Genomic DNA, 20066 nt, shown 5'->3' on the forward strand with positions numbered 1-20066 from the left:
GCCATGGCAGGCGCCTGCTCATGCCGCCTTTCCTCGGCTAACGGCGGTGGATGACCGCACGAACGACGCGCCACCGCACGGCACATGGCCGTTCGCATCATCGCACCACTCCACGCCGCCCAATAACGGTCCCGTAACCTGGCCGACGTACTGCGCGGATGTCGACAGGCCCAGCACGCTGCCGGCCCGCTCGGGCGGTACGGTATGGCGAATCACTCTGGCGATACAGGGCAACAGCCCGCCCAATGCCAGCCCCATACAAAAACGCAGCGCCACTAATATCAGGCGTTAAACTACCGTTTTGCATCATACCAATCCTTCATCGCGGGTTAGAAATGAAAAGCATTTGTGCACTCGGGCGCCGCAGCATCAGCGGAGCCGGCTGCGCAGATCAGGGGTTTATCGCTGGGCTAGCTACAAATGGAAAAAGAGAGTGTCGACCGCCATCAAGGGAAAAACGGCGGGCAGGTCGTCGCGCGTTACGGCGCTGAAGCCCTGCTTGCGGTAAAAATGTTGGGCAGAAATAAACTGGGAGGTGGTGCCAAGATAAATATCGCTGATGCGATGTGTCCGGGCATGGGCGCGCGCATATTCCAATAGCCCCGCCGCCGATATCTTTCAGACCAACGGTGCCAACTACTTCCCCCCGGTGGCAGACCACCCAAAAACCGCCGCTACCAGTTTGGTAAAAACCGCGGATGTCCTGCAAGTCAGGCTGGTCGGCGGCATTAATGGCGACACCAAACTCCTGCTGCTGGATAGGCAAAATGATGGCCGCTACCGCCTGCCTATCCCGTTCACGGTAAGATCTAATGTCAATCATGTGTCATCCCCTGGCATCCATAGGTCGTCAACCAACATCGTCTTCTCCTATCGGCAGAGGCGCCGGAGTGTTAAGACCTGGCGGGGCAACATTATCTCTCCTGTAGTAATAAAAATCATATCAGCGGCCTGCCGATGAAAACAACTTTATTGCACGGGTTTCATTGGTGCTCATCATTATGATGATTCTAAAAAATTTTTTTGGCAGTATTTAAAACCGTAACTTTATTTTTATGCAGTGGCTCACACTTAAAATCCTTGTTATAGCTTTAAAATAAAGATGGTAAATTCTGATTAATCATATGTTAAGCATGAATTTGTCATATGATTAATTTTTATTAATTTCAATACATTATCAATCATTAGCATTCGTTACTGTTAGTCGCAATTGCAATAATTTTGTAGTTTACTTAACTGGTAGTGACTAATAGAATCGAATAGTATTAGCAGACTCCCTTGGGCGCCAACCCGAACGAAAACGGCCCGGGCGTCGGCTTCATTTTCTTAAACGAGATACTGCGCATGAAAGAGAATTTTATCGCAGCCCTTGGCATGACGGTCTCTGCGTCAGCCAAACAGCATCAGGTTGTGGATAACCCCCCGGTGGACATCATACTGATTGGCGGCGGAGTCATGAGCGCCACGCTGGGAACTTATCTGAAAGCGCTTGAGCCGGGCTGGACCATTCATATGTATGAGCGTCTGGAAAAAACGGCAGAGGAAAGTTCTAACGGCTGGAACAATGCCGGCACCGGCCATGCCGCATTCTGCGAGCTGAACTACACCACGCTCAGCCCGGCGGGTTCGGTGGATATCTCTAAAGCGGTCGCGGTAAACGAATCTTTTGAAATATCACGCCAGTTCTGGGCCTATCTGGTAAAGCAAAAAATTCTCACCAATCCGCAAAGCTTTATCAATAATGTCCCGCATATGAGCTTCGTGTGGGGAGAAGACAATATCCGCTTTCTACGCCAACGCTTCGATGCGCTGCAAACCAGCACGCTGTTCCGCGGCATGGAGTACTCTGAAAACCCGCAGCAGATCCGCGAATGGGCGCCGCTGGTCATGGATGGACGTGACACATTTCAAAAAGTGGCAGCCACCCGTATGGCTATGGGCACCGACGTGAACTTCGGTGAGATGACGCAGCAATTGCTGGCGGCGTTACAGCAATACCCCCAGTTTCATTTGCATCTTCAGCATGACGTGGTGGATATCAAGCGCAACGCCGATCAAACATGGAGCGTGCGTGTTGCCGATCACAGCAATGGCGGCCGACAGTCCACGGTGTGCGCCCGCCATGTCTTTATCGGCGGCGGTGGCGCGTCACTGACCCTGCTGCAAAAATCTGGCATTCCCGAGGTAAATGGCTATGCCGGCTTCCCGGTTGGCGGGCAATTTCTGGTCGCGACCAATCCCGAGGTGGTTGGCCACCATCACGCCAAAGTGTACGGTAAAGCGTCGGTCGGCGCGCCGCCGATGTCGGTGCCGCATATCGATACCCGTATTCTTGACGGCAAGCAGGCGCTGCTGTTCGGCCCGTTTGCCACCTTTAGCAGCAAATTCCTCAAGCGAGGGTCCTGGCTGGATTTGTTCCATTCGCTCACGCGGCAAAACCTGTTGCCCATGCTGCGCGTCGGGCTGGATAACTTCGGACTGATGCGCTATCTCATCGGCCAGTTGCTGATGTCGGATAAAGATCGCCTGAATGCCCTGCGCGAATATTATCCCCAGGCCACAATGGCTGATTGGTCGCTGATTGAGGCCGGCCAGCGGGTGCAGGTGATCAAAAAAGATGCCGGCAAAGGCGGTATTTTGCAGTTCGGCACCGAAGTAGTCAGCTCGGCCGACGGCTCGCTGTCGGTGCTGCTTGGCGCTTCGCCCGGCGCCTCCACCGCTGCCCCCATCATGCTGGAGCTTTTGGCCTCGATGTTTAAAGAGCAGGTGACCACCGATGCCTGGCAGCGAAAACTGAAAGAGATGGTTCCCTCCTACGGCCAGACGATTAACGGTAACCTTGCACTGACCAATGAGATTCGTCTCTCGACCTCCGAGGTCCTGGGGCTGACCTATATCGAGGCCAAACCCTTGCCCGGCGAGCCGGCAGACGGCAAATGGGAAGGGCTGCAAAAAGCAATGTAAGCCGATGAATCGCGCGCTGTGGTATCACCGCTTCGGCCAGCCCGAAGCGGTATTGTCGCTGGAGAGCACCCCGCTCGTCCCTCCCACCGCAGGCCAGGTGCAGGTAAAGATGATAGCGGCACCGATCAATCCCTCTGATGTTATCCCAATTACCGGCGCCTATGCGCATTGGGTCAGCCCGCCTCGGGTCGCGGGCTATGAGGCGCTTGGCCGGTCGTTACCTCTGACGCTCTGCCTTTCAGCCTAGGTCAGCGCGTTCTGCCGCTGCGAGGCGACGGCACCTGGCAACAGCGGCTGAATTGCACCGGACAATGGTTGGAGCCGGTGCCGGAAGATATTGCGGACGACATTGCGCTGCGCGGCTATATCAATCCGCTGGCCGCACGGCTGATGCTGCGGCGCTGGCCGGTACGGGACCAACAGATAATACTGACCGCGGCAGGCTCGGATTGCGCACGGCTTTTAGGGCAATGGGCGCTGGCAGGCGGTGTGCGGCGGGTGATAGGCCTACACCGCGCGCCACACCTGAGCCGGTTGGGCATACAACCGCTGGCCATGCACCGCGAGAGCGAGATCTTGCGGCTGGCAGCCCAGAGCAGTCTGGTGTTTGACGCCGTGGGGGCCGGCTTGGCGGCACTGCGCCCTTCCGCGACGCTGATAAGCTATGGTCTACTCTCGGGACACCCGCTCCCCGTGACGCCCGGTGGCGCGATGCTGCAGCGATTTCATCTGCGCGACGCTCTGGCCCTTGCTGCGCTGTGCGCAGCTGTCGCCGCTGGCGCGAAGCGCTGACGCTTTTTTACCAATCCGGACGCGCCGTCAAACCGCTGCTGTGGTTAGCCTAGCGTCGCCCGCTCAACGGCGGGCGAACGTGGGATCCGCCTCAACGCCTTAATAACGCCGCTATCCGCTGTAGCTCGTCGGCCAGCAGGCCCAGGCTCGGCTTACCGTCCGGCGGCGCAACGGTGGAATGGAGGGTCACCAGGTGTGTGGGCAGCATAATTGACTGCTGCCCTTCCGCGCCTCCACCCTAGCCTAACCGAGCCAGCAGCCGGTTCACCGCCTCCTGCCCCAGCCGGTCGAAATCTTGAGAAACGGTGGTCAACGCTGGCAGGAAGTAGGCGCTGTCCTCGGTATCATCATAGCCTATCACCGAAACGTGCTCCGGCACCGCCAACGGCTGCTGATGCAACGCGCTAATCGCACCGAGGGCCATCTGATCGTTGGAGACCAATACGGCGCTGAATGACGCCTGCGCCTTGAGCATCGTGACCATACAGCGAAAACCACTGGCGGCGCTCCAGTCGCCCTGAGCTGACGCCACCGGGTGCAGATGATACTCGGCAAGCGCCAGCTGTCGAGGCGCAGGCGTGCGGAGACAGAATCTTGCGGACCTGCCAGCAGCGCAAAATGCCGGTGGCCCAGGCGATAAAGATGATCAACGCTTGCGCGCGTGCCGTCGCCAGGATTAAACATGACGTGAAACACGCCGGCATCCGTCGGAACATCCAGGAACAAGCACACGAGTTCGGAATTATCGGCAACGATTGCCGCAGCGCTCTCCGCCGCCAGCGGCAAATTGATGATAACCCTCTCCACCCGCTGCGCCTTCAGCTCATTTAGCGCGTCTTGCAGTCCAATTTCGTGCTGTGGGTCAGCCATGGCAATCAGCACAGAAAACCCGCGCTGACCGGCGACGCCCTTGATGGCGGAAGCGATTTGCGACGGCGCATGGAACCCGAGCGAGGCGGTGATGAGCCCCAGGGTACAGCCCCGCTTGCCGGCCAGCTGCTGGGCCATCCGGTTGGGCACATAATTCAACGTTCTAATGGCCTCGTTGACCCGTGCGCGCGTCGCGTCCGCCACGTGCGCCGATCCATTCAAAACTCGGGAAACCGTCTGATAAGAAACGCCGGCATGGCGGGCGACATCGTCAAGGGTGGCGTTCTTGTGCTTCACAATGTTGTTCCTGCAGCAAACTCATATAGGGCTAGATCGCATTCTCCTTACATCATAAATCAAACCACGGCAAACGCTAAGCGGAGTGAAAAAGTGATATGCTCACATACCCCATAATTGTGATACATATCGCTTTATTCGTTATCTTTCACCGATTTTCTTTGAAAATGATCATCTTTAACCCGATAGACACTTGCGGAAAGCCACTGGAAAGCCGTTAACTGCTGACAAAATGTGAGCGAATAACATTACTCACTCTCGCGGATTTTTTTGTTAACTTTAAGGCGAATTATGACCCACGCTGTTCATCAACCGCGGCCGGCGGCGCCTGCAGCCCTGTCTGACGTCCTGTCGCGGCGGGACTGGGAAAACCCGGCGGTAACCCATTACGGCAAGTTGCCGTCCCATGCGTCATTTATGAGCTACCGGGATAGCGACGCAGCACGAGCCGGCGGCGACTCCCCCAGCCGCCTGTTACTGGATGGCGAATGGCAGTTCAGTTATTTCACCCAACCGGAAGCGGTGCCGGAAAGCTGGCTGGTGCAGGATGAGGACGACGCCCGCACCATTAACGTCCCCGGTAACTGGCAGATGGCCGGCTACGATTGCCCTATCTATACCAACGTTAAATACCCTTTTCCAGTTGACCCCCCACGCGTGCCGGCGCTCAATCCCACCGGCTGTTATACGCGCAGCGTGCAGTTACCGGCCAACTGGCAGGCGCGCGGCCGTACGCGCATTATTTTTCACGGCGTCAGCGCCGCCTTTTATGTCTGGTGCAATGGCCAATGGCTCGGGTACTCCCAGGACAGCCTCCTGCCGGCTGAATTCGATCTCACCGACGCCCTGCGTCCCGGCGCTAATCGCTTATGTGTGCTGGTACTCCGTTGGAGCGACGGTAGCTATCTGGAAGACCAGGATATGTGGCGGATGAGCGGTATCTTCCGCTCGGTGGCGTTACTGCACAAACCTGATTCAACCTTCAGCGACATCCGCCTTGATACCGCTCTGGATGCGCTGTTCAGCCACGGCGAATTGCAGAAGCGTGCCGGTCGCGGCGCCGAGGCTATGGAGCGCGGAAGATCCCACCCTGTATCGCGTAGTCGTAGCGCTTTTGGACGGTGAAGGCACGCTGATTGAAGCGGAAGCCTATGATGTGGGTTTCCGCCAGGTTAGCGTGCGTGACGGGCTGCTACAGCTAAACGGCAAACCCCTGCTAATACGCGGCGTCAACCGCCATGAACACCGCCCGGCCAACGGGCAGACCATGGACGAGCAGACCATGGTGCAGGATATTCTGCTCATGAAGCAGAATAATTTTAATGCCGTCCGCTGTTCTCATTATCCCAACACCCCCCTTTGGTATCGTCTGTGCGATCGCTATGGTCTTTACGTGGTGGACGAAGCCAATATCGAGACGCACGGCATGGAGCCCATGAGCCGGCTGGCGGACGACCCGGTTTGGTTTGCCGCCTTTAGCGAGCGGGTTACCCGAATGGTGCAGTGCAACCGTCATCATGCCAGTATCATTATCTGGTCGCTCGGCAACGAAGCGGGCCATGGCGCCACTCACGATGCGTTATATCGCTGGGTCAAAACGCAGGACCCGTCGCGACCGGTACAATATGAAGGCGCCGCCGCCGATACCGCCGCCACCGATATTCTTTGCCCGATGTATGCGCAGGTCGAGGAGGATTTGCCCATCCCGGCGGTGCCGAAATGGGCTATCAAAAAATGGATAGGGCTCCCGGCGAGCAGCGTCCGCTTATCCTGTGCGAATACGCCCACGCCATGGGTAACAGCCTCAGCGGCTTTGCCGATTATTGGCGGGCGTTCCGCCAATATCCCCGCTTGCAGGGTGGATTCATTTGGGATTGGGCCGACCAGGCGCTGGAGCAGGGCACTCTCCATTGGGCCTACGGCGGTGACTTCGGCGACACCCCCAACGATCGGCAATTTTGCCTCAACGGGCTGGTATTCCCCGATCGCACCCTCCATCCCGGCATGTTGAGGTGAAAAAACAGCAGCAATTCTTCCAATTCGCCCTGGTGGAGGCCGCCTGGCTGCAAATAAGCGTTGAAAGCGAGTATCTGTTTCGCACCAACGACAATGAAAACCTGATCTGGTGGCTAGAGCTGGAAGGTGAGCTTCTACACGGCGGCGAGCTGCCGTTGCGGCTGGCACCGGGGGAACGACGTATTCTTACTCTTGACCCGCAATGGTCGTCTCCTGCCCAAGCCGGCACGCTGACCTTGCAGGTTTACGTACAACAACCCGCGGCGACGCCCTGGTCGCCGGCCGGGCATATCAGCGCCTGGGAACACTGGCCGCTGCCGGGCACATTGGCCGCGCCAGCGCAGCAGCAGGCGCCCTTCGGCGATGTACCGCAGTTCCTTGAGACCGCAGTGAGTTTATCATCACACATCAGACACAACGCTGGCGAGTCGACAAACGCAGCGGCTATCTGCAAGAGTGGCATCAAGGGGAGCTTTCTCTGCTGCAAACTCCCTTGACCGACCAGTTTATCCGCGCACCGTTGGATAACGATATCGGCATTAGCGAGGTGGACAGAATTGATCCCAATGCCTGGGTAGAACGTGGGCTATTTCCATCACCAGACCCTGCTAGTGCTCAGCCGCTGGCAATTAAGCTTTACCGCCGACGGTGCCCTGGTGACCGATATCGAGGCAGTGCGTTCGTCACAACTGCCGCCGTTGCCCAAGTCGGTGTCACCTGTCGTATAAATAGTGAGGCGCAGGAGATCGGCTGGCTGGGTGACGGCCCGCATGAAAACTATCCCGACCGCCGCACCGCCGCGCGTTTCTCCCGCTGGCGGCGACCGCTAGACGAAATGACCACCCTGTATATCTTTCCCAGCGAAAACGGCATGCGCTGCTATAGCCGCGAACTCGACGTCAGCCCACTGCGTGTCACCGGCGCGTTCCATTTTTCGGTCAGCCCTTACGGTACGCAACAGTTGACCGCGGCCCGTCACTGGCACCAACTGCGTCCCGAAGCCGGCCTCTGGCTCAACCTGGATACCGCGCATATGGGCGTCGGCGGGGACGATTCGTGGAGTCCAAGCGTTCATCAGGCCTACCTGCTGGATGCAGAGCGCTACCGCTATTCCTTGCGCTGGCAGTTGAACTGAGGGGGTTCGCCCCCCTTATCCCCTTCTGATACCGACCTGGCATGGTGACGACGATGAAGACTGCGATGCTGACGATCCAGGAGAAGCATAATTTTATCTATTTTATGCTGTTCTTCTTTTTCTATTATTTCATTATGTCCGTCTATTTTTCGTTTTTCCCCATCTGGCTGGCGGACGTCAATCACCTTAGTAAAACCGAGACCGGCATGGTGTTCTCCTCAATCTCGTTTTTCGCTATCGTCTTTCAGCCGCTATTTGGCCTGATCTCCGACAAATTGGGGCTACGTAAACATCTGCTGTGGAGTATTACCATCCTGCTGATTTTGTTTGCGCCCTTTTTCATCTTTGTGCTGTCGCCGCTGCTCCAGTTTAATATGTACGCCGGCGCGCTGGCAGGCGGACTGTATCTCGGTTTCGTGTTCTCCAGCGGTTCCGGGGCGGTGGAAGCGTTTATCGAGCGTGTTAGCCGTGCTAACTATTTTGAATATGGCAGAGTGCTCGTTTCAGGCTGTGTGGGTTGGGCCATTTGCGCCTCGCTGACCGGTATTTTGTTTAGCATCGATCCCAACATTACCTTCTGGATTGCCTCGGGTTTCGCGGTCGTACTGGCGATATTGCTGTTCCTGTCGCGCCCGGAAAGCAATATGAACGCACAGGTCATGGATAAACTGGGCGCCAACCGGCGCGCCTTTTCGTTAAAAATGGCGGCTGAGCTGTTGGTCATGCCGCGTTTCTGGGCATTCATTGTTTATGTGATTGGGGTAGCCAGTATTTACGATTTTTTTGATCAGCAATTCGCCAATTTCTTCAAAGTTTTTTGCCAGCCCGCAACGCGGTACTGAAATCTTTGGCTTTGTTACCACCGGCGGGGAATTGCTAAACGGTTTGATTATGTTTTTACCCCGGCGATTATCAACCGTATCAGCAGCAAGAACGCGCTGTTGGTGGCGGGCCTCATCATGTCGGTGCGCATTCTTGGATCGTCCTTTGCCACCAGCGGTATTGAGGTGATCATATTAAAAACGCTGCATATGTTTGAACTTCCTTTTTTGTTAGTCGGGGCGTTTAAATATATTTCTTCGGTGTTCGATCCACGTCTATCCGCAAAACTGTTTCTTATCGGATTCAATTTATCGAAGCAATTATCCGGCGTCGTAATTGTCCACGTGGGTGGGGAGAATGTATGATCAGGTTGGTTTCCACCAAGCCTATTTGGTGCTGGATCTGATCACTTTGTCATTTACCCTCATTTCTGCGTTTTTGTTGACGGTGCGTCATAAAGCGTTGACGGCGCCGGCGACGCAGTCCGGCAAAATCGTCTGAGTCAGGCTTAAGGGTGAGCGCCAGCGAGGACACAAACAGCTGGGGTCAAATCCGTCTTAAGCACAGTTGTACCGATTAAGGCATAGCGCGGCATCAATGTCGGCGACAACCAGGCCTCTTTGCCACGCCTGGCCCGAGCGATATAACCGCGCGTCACCAAGCGCGTCCAGCGGGCGTGGCCACGCTAATGGCCTAGGAGCCCAATACCCACGCTGCCGTTAATGCCCTCCCTATTGCCCATTATCCCGCCAGCACGCATAATCTCCCCTTTGTTTTCTGGAGTAACTATGAGCTCAACCTCTCTCAGACTGCGCCGGGCGGACGTCAGTGATATTCCCGCCCTATATGCGTTAAGACTCGCCACCTATGGAGGGTTATCTCATCAATGACGGCATCAATGAGGATGAACAGACGCATTTGAGCAAGATTATCGACTACTGGAACGATGCCCATATTATTCTGGTGGAGGATCAACTGGCCGGCCTGTTTAAATATTATCTTACCGATGATGCCTGGTTTATCGGCCAAATCCAGGTGGCGCCGGAATTTCAGCGTCGGGGCATCGACCAGCAATTGTTGGAGGGAGTTATGCAGCAGGCGCAGCGGGAAAATTTAGCGGTAGAACTAAAGGTGTTAAAAAAACAATCCCGCTAAAAACCTTTATCTGCGGCTGGGTTTTACTATCATCACCGGCGATGATTACGCGTGGCATATGCGCTGGGAGCCGCCCATCAACGCCGATTAAACGCGCGGATGACGACGACTTGCAGAGGCGAACGAAAGTCGGTAGACGTTTCGTTTGCCAGCCTCACCGTTGCCCTTATCCGGGGCCGGTCGTTTTCCCGACTGCAGCGGGGCGATGCGGTGTGCAACAAACGGTAGCGGGCTGAAAGTGATATATTAAGCGAATAACTCAATCTCTTGACTGTATAATTTGGCAAACAAAGTACATCGCTTTCAAATAATAATACCAGCGCAATAACGTGAGATAATATGATTTTTACTCAACAAAAATACCCACCAACTTAACCTTCCACAACACAACGTTGCTCGCTTGAAACAACATTTTTATAAAGAATATTCTCTTAATGCGGACAGGATTAGGATGATCCCTTCGCGATTACGACAGCACTTCCTCATTAATAACATAAGGACACATATTATGAGTTTTAATTTAGGTTTTCGCCTGGTTGATAAAGTTCAAAATAAAGACGGGAAATATCCCCTCCATTTTAAAACCAATCGTGAAAGCATAGGAAATATAGATGTCAACTCGGTGTCTGAGGATGATAAAGAATATACTTTCCTGGATAGTAAAACCGACTCTATGAGCTGCAAAGTGCATGTGGCGATCCGTGACAAGAATACCGGCTGCTGGCCTTTTAATGAGGGAATAATGCTTCATTACGATAGCGCGTCTGACACCATTAAATTTGCTGATATTGAAATGACACTCTTAGAAAATCTTACTATCGAAATTAAATCCGTGGGCGAGAAAATGTTCGATTTCATTCTTACCCGTCAGTAAATAAAAGAGCCTCACTCTGAATAATGAGGCTTATTAACACCACTGGCCAGACAATGACGGTAAAATCATTGTCTGGTCCAGCCTTAGACTTATTCCCGGCTGAAATTTCTGGCACTGCCTTAGCCAATATCGGCACAAGATCAGTCCAGATATGGAGCATTAACATGAAAAAAGTGATTATTCCTACTTTAGCATTACTGTTTAACGCATCGACTTTCGCAGCATCTTACGAAATAACGCCTAGACATGGCTATATCCAAAATCCGCAGAGCCGTGCTTACTTATGTTATACGATGAAAAATGAAGATTGTGGCAATAATGTCCCGAAAGATTATCAATCTATTGAAGGTCCGAAAGGATTTCCAGCAGCCGGGCCGAAGGATGGTGAAATTGCCAGCGGGAGAATACCCTTTTTGACGTATTGAACCAGCAAAGCAGCGATCGCTGGCACCATGTCAAATTAAATTCGGGTAAAAACAAGTTTACGTGAACTATTACCAAGCAGCATGCCACCACCGCCATGAGATTCTTTATCACTCAAGAAAATTGGGATCCCCCCCCCGCTGGCGCGGGCCGACTTTGCGTTGACGCCTTTTTGCCAAAAAGAGTTTCAAGGCGCATTGCCGGGAGATGTGGTCAAGCTGGAGTGTGACGTACCTTCCCGCTCAGGCTATCATGTCATACTTGGCGTCTGGGATATTGCCAACACTGCCAAGGCCTTCTATCAGGTGATTGATGCCGACATAAACCCCCTGCCGTAATAAGCGCCGGTACGAGACGCAACGCCTTACCTCAGACAATAACGCAACACGTCGTCAGCAGGGCAGGCGCCGCCCTCTATTGGCGGGAATGGCCTTACGAATAATGTGTAACGGCCGCGGCGTCACAGGCGGCCGTCATCATCAGCCCGTGGCCTGGAACCGGTTCTCCCTCACCAGGCCGCCCTGTGGGGCGGTTTGGCCGCAGCGCCGTCCGCTCAAACGCCCTGTATCCCGCCTCTCATTCTGCGCCTTTGTTGCGCCCTCCCCCTTTAGACTTTCGCCTCTGCCTTGTCGGTTGTTCCTGCGCTTGACCCATTGCTCTGTCCTCCCCACATGCGTTGCCCAGCGCATCCGCGTCAGGAGATAAACCTGATGGCAATGCCTTCATAAGTGCTTGACGGCCCCCTCGGTCTGCCATTGACAGGGTAAAGGTTTTGCCGATAACGTCATGGCTTACGCTTTATCTTCGGGAGGCTTCTATCATGGATAACCGCGCTGTTACCCTCCGCACCCTCGTCCCTGGCGATAGGGATGACTGGAAACTTCTGTGGCGTCGCTATCTGAGTTTTTATTCGACTATCCGCGATGATGCACTGTATGAACACACTTTTGCGCGTTTGACGGATAGCGCCTACCCTGCCATGTGCGGTTTCGTCGCCGAGCGCAACGGCCGTCTGGTGGGGATTGCCAACTGTATTGTGCACGATCACGGATGGTATCAGCAGCCAATGCTCTATTTACAGGATCTTTACGTGGACGATCTTGTCCGTGGACAAGGCATTGGCCGGCGCCTGATTGAACAGGTTTACCACTATGCCGATCGTGAAGCGTTGGCTGGCGTATACTGGATGACGCAGAGCGATAATCATCAGGCGATGAGGCTATACGATAAGATCGCCCGCAAAACCGATTTCATAAAATATCAGCGTTAATGAAAGGAGTGGGGTCGTTATGAATAAGCAACCAACGGTCGCGGTGCTGGGCTGGGCGCCATGGGCCATGCTTTTGCCGCCAATTTGCGCAAAACGGGTCTGGCGACACGCGTATGGAACCGGACCCGGTCGCGCGGCGAAGACTTAGCCGAAGCCGGCGCTATTTTGTGCGCCAGTCCGGCGGAAGTCGTGCGCGAGGCCGATGTGGTGCTGACGATGCTACCTGACGGCCCGACGACGCGTACTGTATGTTGGGTTCCGAAGGCGTACTGGCAGCCATGAAACCGCATGCTGTCCTTGCCCAAATGGGCACCCTGGGTGTTGAAGCCACGGAGGAGCTCATCGCGGCGGTCAAGCAGGCGCGCGACGATATCGTTTTTATTGATGCGCCGGTTTCCGGCACCAAAGTGCCGGCTGAAAACGCCCAGGTATTGGTGCTGGCGAGCGGCGATCGTCAGGCGGCGAGCGCAGTTGAGCCGGTATTTGCCACCATTGCCAAAGGCACCCGGTGGCTCGGTCCTGCCGGAGCCGGTAACCGGATGAAGCTGGTCGTCAATGCCTGGCTGATCGTCATGATGCAAGGTATCGCAGAAAGCACGCAGCTGGCGGCGCCTTATGTCAAGGGCCAGCTGGCGATGATTAAATAAGATAACTATGATCCGCAAATGGCGCTAATATGGGGACTTAAGGACGCCCGGCTGGCGCTCAAGGCGGCGAACTCGCGCAATCTGCCCGATTGAAACGTATCAGCGAGATCTGGCAGCAGGCGGTGGACGCCGGCCACGGCGAAAGCGATATTTCGGTCGTCTATCGCTATTTGGCGCCCTGAGTCTGCCTGAGCAGGCGCATAAACCGGCCACCGGCCGGTTTTTTCATCTGTGCTGTACACATCACGGCGCACACGCCCCCACGTTTAGATAATCACTATGGCGGTTTCCCGGCTTGGGCAAACGTTACGCAGTGACGAATCTCCCTTCGCAAGCGTTTACCCTTCGCTGCAGCGGGTGTCAAGCGGCCGCCTTAACCGTCGCGCACAACGGGCTTAGCCATTTCCCGCCTCGTGCACCAGCGTGCAGCGCGGTACGGCCTGCTGCGGCCGCCGCCGCTAGGCGTGCGCTGCCGATGCACCGGCCTCAAGCCAATTCTTACACATAACTAAAATAAAAATAATAATAAATATATATTATAAATTAATTTACAATTATAATTAAATATGCGCTTTCCCTCCGAGCTTCCTGCTACGGCGGCGGGATCCTTTCTCCAGACGCAGGAGGTTTGTTGACGGACATCAGCAACCCGCGTTTTGCCAGCGTAATTCCCCCCTTACCTTTTAAAACGCATTATGGAAAAAGGGAATGAGCATCAGCACCTGTTTGCGCGCCATACCCTTACTCACGTGCATAACCTGATGGGCCGCACGCCGGCGGTTGCGCATTACTTGCACGCGCAACCGCCGGGAAAAGATGTGGTGGTGAATGAAGCCTATGACTATTTAGGCATCACTCACGATTTTTATTGGCGGGTATTTCAGCGTAATTCGCTGGATGCTAAGGGATTGCCGCTGGCCGGTACCGTCCATTACAGTAGTGCTTACCAAAACGCCTTCTGGGATGGGGAACCAATGGTGTTCGGCGATGACGATGGTGAGATCTTTAGCCGTTTCACTATTGCGCTTGATGTCGTGGTGCACGAGTTGGCCCATGGCGTAACGGAACATGAAGCCAATTTGATTTACTTTGAACAGGTGGGATCGCTGAATGAATCGCTATCCGATGTCTTTGGTTCCCTAGTGAAACAATACCATTTGCAACAAACTGCGCAGCAGGCGGACTGGCTTATCGGTGCGGGTTTGTTGGCAGACGGCATTCACGGCGACGGGCTGCGCTCGATGCCGGCAACCGGCACCGCCTATGACGATCCGGTGCTGGGCAAAGATCCGCAGCCGGCAGACATGGTCGGCTTCGTCCACACCCGCGAAGATAATGGCGGCGTCCATATTAATTCGGGCATCCCCAATCGTGCGTTCTACCTGACGGCTATCGCTCTGGGAGGCAATGCCTGGGAAAAGGCCGGCACCATTTGTATGCTACGCTGACGGATAAAAAACTGCTGCAGAACGCCAGTTTTGCTGATTTCGCGAGATTGACCGTAAGTCACGCTACAGAGCAATTTGATGCAAAAATCGGCGAGGCTGTCTACAACGCCTGGCGGCAGGTAGGTGTCTTAACATAAGGGGGCGGTTCGGCGGAAAATGTCGCTGCGCCCTCGGGAGGACAGCATGGGCAGATCACCTGTTTTGAATAACCATACCGTGATTGCGCTATCGCGGGAGGGCGGTTTCGCTTTTATCCCTGCGCTGGCGGATCAGCAGCGCTTCGTGCTGGGGGATTTGCCAGCGCCAAAACGCGAACGGTTATGCGCTCTAATCAACCGCGCGCCGACCGAGCTGCAGGCTTTATGGCGACACGGGCAATTGGAGGATGAACCTCCAGCACCGCATTACCCGTCCTAGAAGGTGACGAGCGACAGCGTCACCCGTTTTTTAGCGATGAGGCCATTGCCATGGGGGCAAAAATAATCCACCGCACCGCAGGCTTTCAGGATCTCAAGCGGCTGCCCGCAATCGGGGCAACGCGCAGACTCACGATAGTCTTGCCCGCAGGCGGGACAATGCAGCTTATTGCCCGCGGTAACCAGCGGCTGTTGGCAAATCTCACAGTGTGCCATGTCCATCACGCTTATTTGTTTTTCTTGATATGACTCATCAGCCGCTTGCGTTTACGCAGCTGCGTCGGTGTCAAGGTATTGCGCCGCCCGGCGAAGGGGTTGGCGCCCTCGTTGAACTGGATGCGAATCGGCGTACCCATAATCCCCAGCGAGCGGCGGAAATAATTCATCAGATAGCGCTTATAGGTATCCGGCAAATCTTTAACCTGTGTGCCGTGGATCACCACAATCGGAGGATTGTAGCCACCGGCATGGGCATATTTGGGTTTAACGCGCCGACCGCGCACCAGCGGCGGTTGATGTTCATCAACCGCCATGCGCATGATGCGCGTCAATAGCGCAGTGCTCACCCGCTTGGTGGCGCATTGGTAGGCTTCATTCACCGATTCAAACAGATTGCCGACGCCACTGCCGTGCAGGGCAGAGATGAAATGCACGCGGGCAAAATCGATAAAACCAAGACGATGATCCAGCGCCTCTTTCACTTCGTCACGCGTCTCGCTGGACAGACCATCCCATTTATTGACCGCAATGACCAGCGAGCGGCCACTGTTGAGGATAAAGCCCAGCAGCGACAAATCCTGATCGGAAATGCCTTCACGGGCGTCGATGACCAGCAATACGACATTGGCATCTTCGATAGCCTGCAGCGTTTTGATCACAGAGAATTTCTCCACGGTTTCCGTGACCTTGCCACGCTTGCGCACGCCGGCGGTATCGATCAGGACATACTCCCGCTCGTCACGTACCATGGGAATATATATGCTGTCGCGGGTAGTGCCGGGCATGTCATAGACCACCACACGCTCTTCGCCGAGAATGCGGTTGGTGAGCGTGGATTTACCCACGTTGGGACGCCCGACGATCGCAAGCTTTATCGGCAACGATTGAGGATCAAAAGGCTCCTCTTCTTCTTCCCGCGCCAGCACCTCTGCCTCGTCGTCAGGCCAGGGCGCAAATTCGTCCTCCGCCTCCGCCAAACCATCGCTCACCAGCGGCAACAAAACCTGCTCCAACAGGCTGTTGATGCCGCGCCCGTGCGAGGCGGCAATAGGGACTATCTCGCCCATGCCCAGGGAATAAAAATCCCCCACCGCGCTGTCGGCATCGATCCCGTCGGTTTTATTGGCGACAATCACCGTGGTTTTCTCGCGGCTGCGCAGATGCCTGGCAATACCTTTATCGGCCGCCATCAGCCCGGCGCGTCCATCTACCATGAACAACACAATGTCGGCCTCTTCAATCGCCACCAGCGACTGACCGGCCATGCGGGTTTCCACCCCTTCCTCAGTGCCATCAATACCGCCGGTATCAATAACGATAAACTCATGGCCTTCCCATTCGGCACGACAATACTTGCGGTCACGCGTCAGCCCCGGAAAATCCGCCACCAGCGCATCACGAGTGCGCGTTAGTCGATTAAAGAGAGTGGATTTTCCTACATTCGGGCGCCCGACCAGCGCGACGACAGGTATCATTATTACAACCTCATCAGGTTAAAAACGGCAAAGACGAAACAGGACCGATTATATAAGACAAAACGGCTCCTGAACATGTCAGGAGCCGTTGCGGGAAGCGCATATCCGGCTACCGGCGCCGGATGATAGCACGCCTTAGCGGGTAATGGCGTAAACCTCGCCATTTTTTGCCTGCACAATAAGTTTATCGCCGGCAACGATAGGGGCCGCCAGAAGGCCGGCGCTATCCACTTTTTGCTGAGCGACGAAGCGGCCATCATCGGTGTTAATCCAATGCAGGTAGCCTTCCGAGTCACCGGTGACAATGTAGCCATTATACAGCACCGGCGAGGTCAGGTTACGGTGCAGCAGCTCGCTCTGACGCCAAAGGATGACGCCGCCCTGGGTGTCCACCGCAATAACGCGGTCATTTTGATCCACCAGGTAAATCCGGCCGCCGTCCACCAGCAGATTGGTTACGGAACCGATTTCCCGCGACCACATCACCTGGCCGGAGCTCAGATCCAGCGCCGCAAGGTTGCCGTTATAGGCCAGGGCGTACACGACGCCGTTAACCACGACCGGCGTGGTTTGCACATCGTTGATCCGGGCGATTTCGGTGGCACCGCTCGGCTGCGAGATGCGCTGCTGCCAAATCAGCTGGCCCTGATTGATCATGACCGCACTGACCCGGCCGTTATCACCGCCCACGATCGCGGCGCCAAACGCCGTCGTCGGCGAGGATTCACCGCGCAGCGTAAGCGGCGGCACATCAAAGTTGACGGTCCATTTTACCGCGCCGTCGGCCTCGTTTAGGGCCTGTAGAATGCCGTTGCTGGTATGGATCAGCACCACGCCATCGCTAAGCACCGGCGTAGACAGGGCCTCGCCGGCAACCGTCGTTTCCCAGGCGACGCTGCCGTCCTGCGCGTCAAGCGCATAAACCTTGGCCAGTTCGCTGCCCATGTAAACCCGCGAGCCCGCCGCCGCCACGCCGCCGGAGAGCTGCGCCGGACGATTGCGTGAGAAGAAGCCGGTATGGATGGAAAGGTTGGTCGACCAAATCTCTTTGCCGCTGTCCGCATCGAGCGCTTTAACAACACCACGACGATCCGCCGCAAATACGCGGTCGTCTTGCCAGGCGGGGTGCAAGTTGGAATAGAATTCGCCGGAACCGCTACCGACCGAGCGGCTCCATACCGTCGTCGGCTGAAACTGGTTGTCCACTTTGGGCAGCGGCGACATGGTCACTACGTCTTCCTCGCCGCTGAACCACGAGCACCCGCTGAGCAGGGTGACCGATAACAGTCCTACAAACATCGTCTTACGCAATTGCATGGGGTCCCTCTCAGCTGGACAGATTATTCAGTTTCATGCGCACCAGCGCCTGCGGCGCGCCGGACTGCAACGCTTTTTCATAGGCGGTACGGGCGGCCTGTTGATCGCCTTTGATCACCTGCGCATCGCCACGGGTATCCTCCGCTAGCGCCGTCCATCCCTGATCCTTCACGCCGTCGAGGGTTTTCAATGCGCCATCCACGTTTTTCTGCTGCAGCTGCACGCGCGCCAGCCGCAGATTGATAAGCGATTGCAGATTGGCCTCGCGGGTCTGGCCAAGCGCTTTTTGCAACTGCTTCTCCGCGGCGGGGAAATCGCCCCGCTCGGCGAATTGCCGCGCCAGCCCCATCGAGGTTAGCGCGCCATAGTTGTTATCGTTGGCGTCGGCAAAATGCTGCGCGGCGTCCAGCTGCGGCTGGGCCGCCTGGCCGCTCAGGCCGGCGTTCACCGGCTGCCAGGCGCTTGATGCCGCCATCATCGCGTCGTTATGGTGATTATGCCAGTAACGCCAGCCCACCAGAGCTCCAACGCCGAGCACGACGCCTATCGCCAGCGCCTTGCCGTTATCGACAAAGAAACGGCGCAGCGCATCGCGCTGTTCGTTATCAGTGCTGTAGACTTCCACGGTGTACCTCTCCTTAACCTAAAATCGATGCCAGCCGCGCGGCGACATCGCTCTGCGCCAGCGTTTCCTGGTTACCCGTGGCCAAATCCTTCACCACTACTTGTCCCGCCGCCGCTTCGCTTTCTCCGAGAACCAGCGCGATGCGGGCGCCGTGCTTGTCGGCACGGCCAAACTGCTTTTTAAAGCTGCCGCCGCCGTAATTGGTCATCAGCCGCAGGGAAGACAGCTCGTCACGCAACTGCTCCGCCAGCCGCAGCGCCTCACGCTGCACGCCGTCCCCGGCCGCCACCAGATAAGCATCCACACGCGCTGCGGCGGCGAAATCCGGGTTGACCGCCTGCACCAGCAGCACCAGCCGCTCCAGCCCCATCGCGAAACCCACGGCGGGGGTGGCGCGACCGCCCAGCTGTTCCACCAGCCCATCGTAGCGGCCGCCGCCGCAAACGGTGCCCTGCGACCCCAAACGGGTGGTTACCCACTCGAAAACCGTCCGGTTGTAATAATCCAGGCCGCGCACCAAACGCGGATTAACCGTATATGGGATGCCGGCCAGGTCTAAAAGTTCACACAGACCGGAAAAGTGGGCCTGGGAATCGTCATCAAGGTAATCGGTCAGAACCGGTGCGTCGTTGAGCAGCACCTGAATATCGGGGTTTTTCGTGTCCAATACCCGCATTGGATTGGTATGCATGCGACGGCGGCAATCTTCATCCAGGCGGTCTTCATGCTGGCGCAAAAACGCGACCAGCGCCTCGCGGTAGCGCGCGCACGCCTCCAGCGAACCGATGGAATTCAGCTCCAGCGCCACATGTTCCTGGATACCCAGCGCACGCCACCAGCGGGCGGTCAGCAGAATAAGCTCGGCGTCAACATCCGGTCCCTGTTGACCAAATACCTCGGCACCCATCTGGTGGAACTGACGGTAGCGGCCTTTCTGTGGACGCTCATAGCGAAACATCGGCCCCACATACCACAACCGCTGTTCCTGATTGTACAGCAAACCGTGTTCAATACCGGCGCGCACGCAGCCGGCGGTGCCCTCCGGACGCAGGGTCAGGCTGTCGCCGTTGCGATCGGCGAAGGTATACATCTCTTTTTCCACTACATCGGTAACTTCACCGATAGCCCGCTGGAACAGCGGGGTCTGCTCGACGATCGGCAGGCGGATTTCACTGTAGCCGTAGCTGGCCAGCACGTTTTTAAGTGTCCCTTCCACGCACTGCCAGAATGCCGTCTCTTCCGGCAAATAGTCGTTCATGCCGCGAATGGCCTGGATGTTCTTTGCCATGTCGAATCTCTAC

Annotated in this window: 17 protein-coding genes and 5 pseudogenes; 15 read left to right on the forward strand and 7 right to left on the reverse strand. The window is 56.0% G+C overall.

Going from position 1 to position 20066, the window contains the following annotated elements:
- Positions 1-111: 111 nt before the first annotated feature.
- Positions 112-279: pseudogene (locus tag SGP1_RS34055) on the reverse strand (MFS transporter); the annotation flags it as partial.
- Between the two features lie 141 nt (positions 280-420).
- Between SGP1_RS34055 and SGP1_RS34060 the strand changes: the two are divergent.
- The 4 genes from SGP1_RS34060 to SGP1_RS34070 all read left to right on the forward strand — a co-directional run bounded on the left by SGP1_RS34060 (position 421) and on the right by SGP1_RS34070 (position 3756).
- On the forward strand, positions 421-600 hold the full coding sequence (locus tag SGP1_RS34060) for a hypothetical protein (RefSeq protein ID WP_176579774.1): 180 nt from the start codon (positions 421-423) through the stop codon (positions 598-600).
- A 744-nt stretch (positions 601-1344) separates the two neighbouring features.
- Entirely contained in the window at positions 1345-2964 is a 1620-nt protein-coding gene (gene mqo, locus SGP1_RS15950) for a malate dehydrogenase (quinone) (RefSeq protein WP_011411575.1), read from the forward strand.
- Positions 2965-2968: 4 nt separating this feature from the next.
- The gene (locus SGP1_RS34065; RefSeq protein WP_050747753.1) at positions 2969-3211 is read left to right on the forward strand and encodes a hypothetical protein; all 243 of its coding nucleotides are present in this window, start codon (positions 2969-2971) and stop codon (positions 3209-3211) included.
- A gap of 77 nt (positions 3212-3288) precedes the next feature.
- Positions 3289-3756 carry a hypothetical protein gene (locus tag SGP1_RS34070; RefSeq protein ID WP_243466061.1) on the forward strand — a complete coding sequence of 156 codons (468 nt, stop codon included), beginning with the start codon at positions 3289-3291 and terminating at the stop codon, positions 3754-3756.
- Positions 3757-3847: 91 nt separating this feature from the next.
- Here SGP1_RS34070 and SGP1_RS36655 read toward each other — a convergent pair.
- A pseudogene (locus SGP1_RS36655) lies at positions 3848-4923 on the reverse strand (LacI family DNA-binding transcriptional regulator).
- 291 nt (positions 4924-5214) lie between these two features.
- Here SGP1_RS36655 and SGP1_RS15965 point away from each other — a divergent pair.
- The 11 genes and pseudogenes from SGP1_RS15965 to SGP1_RS16015 all read left to right on the forward strand — a co-directional run bounded on the left by SGP1_RS15965 (position 5215) and on the right by SGP1_RS16015 (position 15130).
- Positions 5215-8074, forward strand: a pseudogene (locus SGP1_RS15965) (glycoside hydrolase family 2 TIM barrel-domain containing protein).
- A 53-nt stretch (positions 8075-8127) separates the two neighbouring features.
- A pseudogene (locus SGP1_RS15970) lies at positions 8128-9397 on the forward strand (oligosaccharide MFS transporter).
- A 366-nt stretch (positions 9398-9763) separates the two neighbouring features.
- The gene (locus tag SGP1_RS27935; protein WP_050747755.1) at positions 9764-10051 is read left to right on the forward strand and encodes a GNAT family N-acetyltransferase; all 288 of its coding nucleotides are present in this window, start codon (positions 9764-9766) and stop codon (positions 10049-10051) included.
- Positions 10052-10559: 508 nt separating this feature from the next.
- Positions 10560-10925: a hypothetical protein gene (locus tag SGP1_RS15980; protein ID WP_041867103.1), complete on the forward strand. Its 366-nt coding sequence runs from the start codon at positions 10560-10562 to the stop codon at positions 10923-10925.
- A 164-nt stretch (positions 10926-11089) separates the two neighbouring features.
- Positions 11090-11350: a lytic polysaccharide monooxygenase gene (locus SGP1_RS34085; RefSeq protein ID WP_243466063.1), complete on the forward strand. Its 261-nt coding sequence runs from the start codon at positions 11090-11092 to the stop codon at positions 11348-11350.
- Positions 11351-11488: 138 nt separating this feature from the next.
- Positions 11489-11686 carry a lytic polysaccharide monooxygenase gene (locus SGP1_RS34090; RefSeq protein ID WP_279379470.1) on the forward strand — a complete coding sequence of 66 codons (198 nt, stop codon included), beginning with the start codon at positions 11489-11491 and terminating at the stop codon, positions 11684-11686.
- 482 nt (positions 11687-12168) lie between these two features.
- A complete protein-coding gene (locus tag SGP1_RS16000) occupies positions 12169-12618 on the forward strand; it encodes a GNAT family N-acetyltransferase (protein ID WP_011411579.1) in 450 nt (149 codons plus the stop codon).
- A 60-nt stretch (positions 12619-12678) separates the two neighbouring features.
- Positions 12679-12900, forward strand: coding sequence for an NAD(P)-binding domain-containing protein (locus SGP1_RS36660; RefSeq protein ID WP_424141119.1), 222 nt, complete (start codon positions 12679-12681; stop codon positions 12898-12900).
- The gene (locus tag SGP1_RS36665; RefSeq protein ID WP_424141120.1) at positions 12897-13265 is read left to right on the forward strand and encodes an NAD(P)-binding domain-containing protein; all 369 of its coding nucleotides are present in this window, start codon (positions 12897-12899) and stop codon (positions 13263-13265) included. The genes SGP1_RS36660 and SGP1_RS36665 overlap by 4 nt, the downstream gene beginning before the upstream one ends.
- Before the next feature lie 695 nt (positions 13266-13960).
- A pseudogene (locus SGP1_RS16010) lies at positions 13961-14850 on the forward strand (M4 family metallopeptidase).
- A gap of 46 nt (positions 14851-14896) precedes the next feature.
- Positions 14897-15130, forward strand: a complete 234-nt coding sequence (locus SGP1_RS16015) for a protealysin inhibitor emfourin (protein WP_083765130.1) — start codon at positions 14897-14899, stop codon at positions 15128-15130.
- On the opposite strand, the gene SGP1_RS16020 is transcribed toward SGP1_RS16015, so the two are convergent.
- The 5 genes from SGP1_RS16020 to hisS all read right to left on the reverse strand — a co-directional run bounded on the left by SGP1_RS16020 (position 15127) and on the right by hisS (position 20053).
- Positions 15127-15351, reverse strand: a complete 225-nt coding sequence (locus SGP1_RS16020) for a zinc ribbon domain-containing protein (RefSeq protein WP_041867107.1) — start codon at positions 15349-15351, stop codon at positions 15127-15129. The two genes, SGP1_RS16015 and SGP1_RS16020, sit on opposite strands and share 4 nt — an antisense overlap.
- A 5-nt stretch (positions 15352-15356) precedes the next feature.
- Positions 15357-16823, reverse strand: coding sequence for a ribosome biogenesis GTPase Der (der, locus tag SGP1_RS16025; protein WP_011411580.1), 1467 nt, complete (start codon positions 16821-16823; stop codon positions 15357-15359).
- A 135-nt stretch (positions 16824-16958) separates the two neighbouring features.
- Positions 16959-18140, reverse strand: coding sequence for an outer membrane protein assembly factor BamB (gene bamB, locus SGP1_RS16030; RefSeq protein WP_011411581.1), 1182 nt, complete (start codon positions 18138-18140; stop codon positions 16959-16961).
- 10 nt (positions 18141-18150) lie between these two features.
- A complete protein-coding gene (locus tag SGP1_RS16035; protein WP_011411582.1) occupies positions 18151-18765 on the reverse strand; it encodes a YfgM family protein in 615 nt (204 codons plus the stop codon).
- 13 nt (positions 18766-18778) lie between these two features.
- Positions 18779-20053, reverse strand: a complete 1275-nt coding sequence (gene hisS / locus SGP1_RS16040; RefSeq protein ID WP_011411583.1) for a histidine--tRNA ligase — start codon at positions 20051-20053, stop codon at positions 18779-18781.
- Between the last annotated feature and the right edge of the window lie 13 nt (positions 20054-20066).

It is taken from the genome of Sodalis glossinidius str. 'morsitans' (genome assembly GCF_000010085.1).
In the GTDB taxonomy this organism is placed as follows: Bacteria; Pseudomonadota; Gammaproteobacteria; order Enterobacterales; family Enterobacteriaceae; genus Sodalis; species Sodalis glossinidius.

Coding starts and splice junctions, on each gene's coding strand:
- SGP1_RS27935 (WP_050747755.1), top strand. CDS start 9,764: ATGGAGGGTTATCTCATCAATGACGGCATCAATGAGGATGAACAGACG.
- SGP1_RS15980 (WP_041867103.1), top strand. CDS start 10,560: ATGAGTTTTAATTTAGGTTTTCGCCTGGTTGATAAAGTTCAAAATAAA.
- SGP1_RS34085 (WP_243466063.1), top strand. CDS start 11,090: ATGAAAAAAGTGATTATTCCTACTTTAGCATTACTGTTTAACGCATCG.
- SGP1_RS36660 (WP_424141119.1), top strand. CDS start 12,679: ATGGGCCATGCTTTTGCCGCCAATTTGCGCAAAACGGGTCTGGCGACA.
- SGP1_RS34060 (WP_176579774.1), top strand. CDS start 421: ATGGAAAAAGAGAGTGTCGACCGCCATCAAGGGAAAAACGGCGGGCAG.
- hisS (WP_011411583.1), bottom strand. CDS start 20,053: ATGGCAAAGAACATCCAGGCCATTCGCGGCATGAACGACTATTTGCCG.
- SGP1_RS36665 (WP_424141120.1), top strand. CDS start 12,897: ATGAAACCGCATGCTGTCCTTGCCCAAATGGGCACCCTGGGTGTTGAA.
- SGP1_RS34065 (WP_050747753.1), top strand. CDS start 2,969: ATGAATCGCGCGCTGTGGTATCACCGCTTCGGCCAGCCCGAAGCGGTA.
- bamB (WP_011411581.1), bottom strand. CDS start 18,140: ATGCAATTGCGTAAGACGATGTTTGTAGGACTGTTATCGGTCACCCTG.
- mqo (WP_011411575.1), top strand. CDS start 1,345: ATGAAAGAGAATTTTATCGCAGCCCTTGGCATGACGGTCTCTGCGTCA.
- der (WP_011411580.1), bottom strand. CDS start 16,823: ATGATACCTGTCGTCGCGCTGGTCGGGCGCCCGAATGTAGGAAAATCC.
- SGP1_RS16015 (WP_083765130.1), top strand. CDS start 14,897: ATGGGCAGATCACCTGTTTTGAATAACCATACCGTGATTGCGCTATCG.
- SGP1_RS16000 (WP_011411579.1), top strand. CDS start 12,169: ATGGATAACCGCGCTGTTACCCTCCGCACCCTCGTCCCTGGCGATAGG.
- SGP1_RS16020 (WP_041867107.1), bottom strand. CDS start 15,351: ATGGACATGGCACACTGTGAGATTTGCCAACAGCCGCTGGTTACCGCG.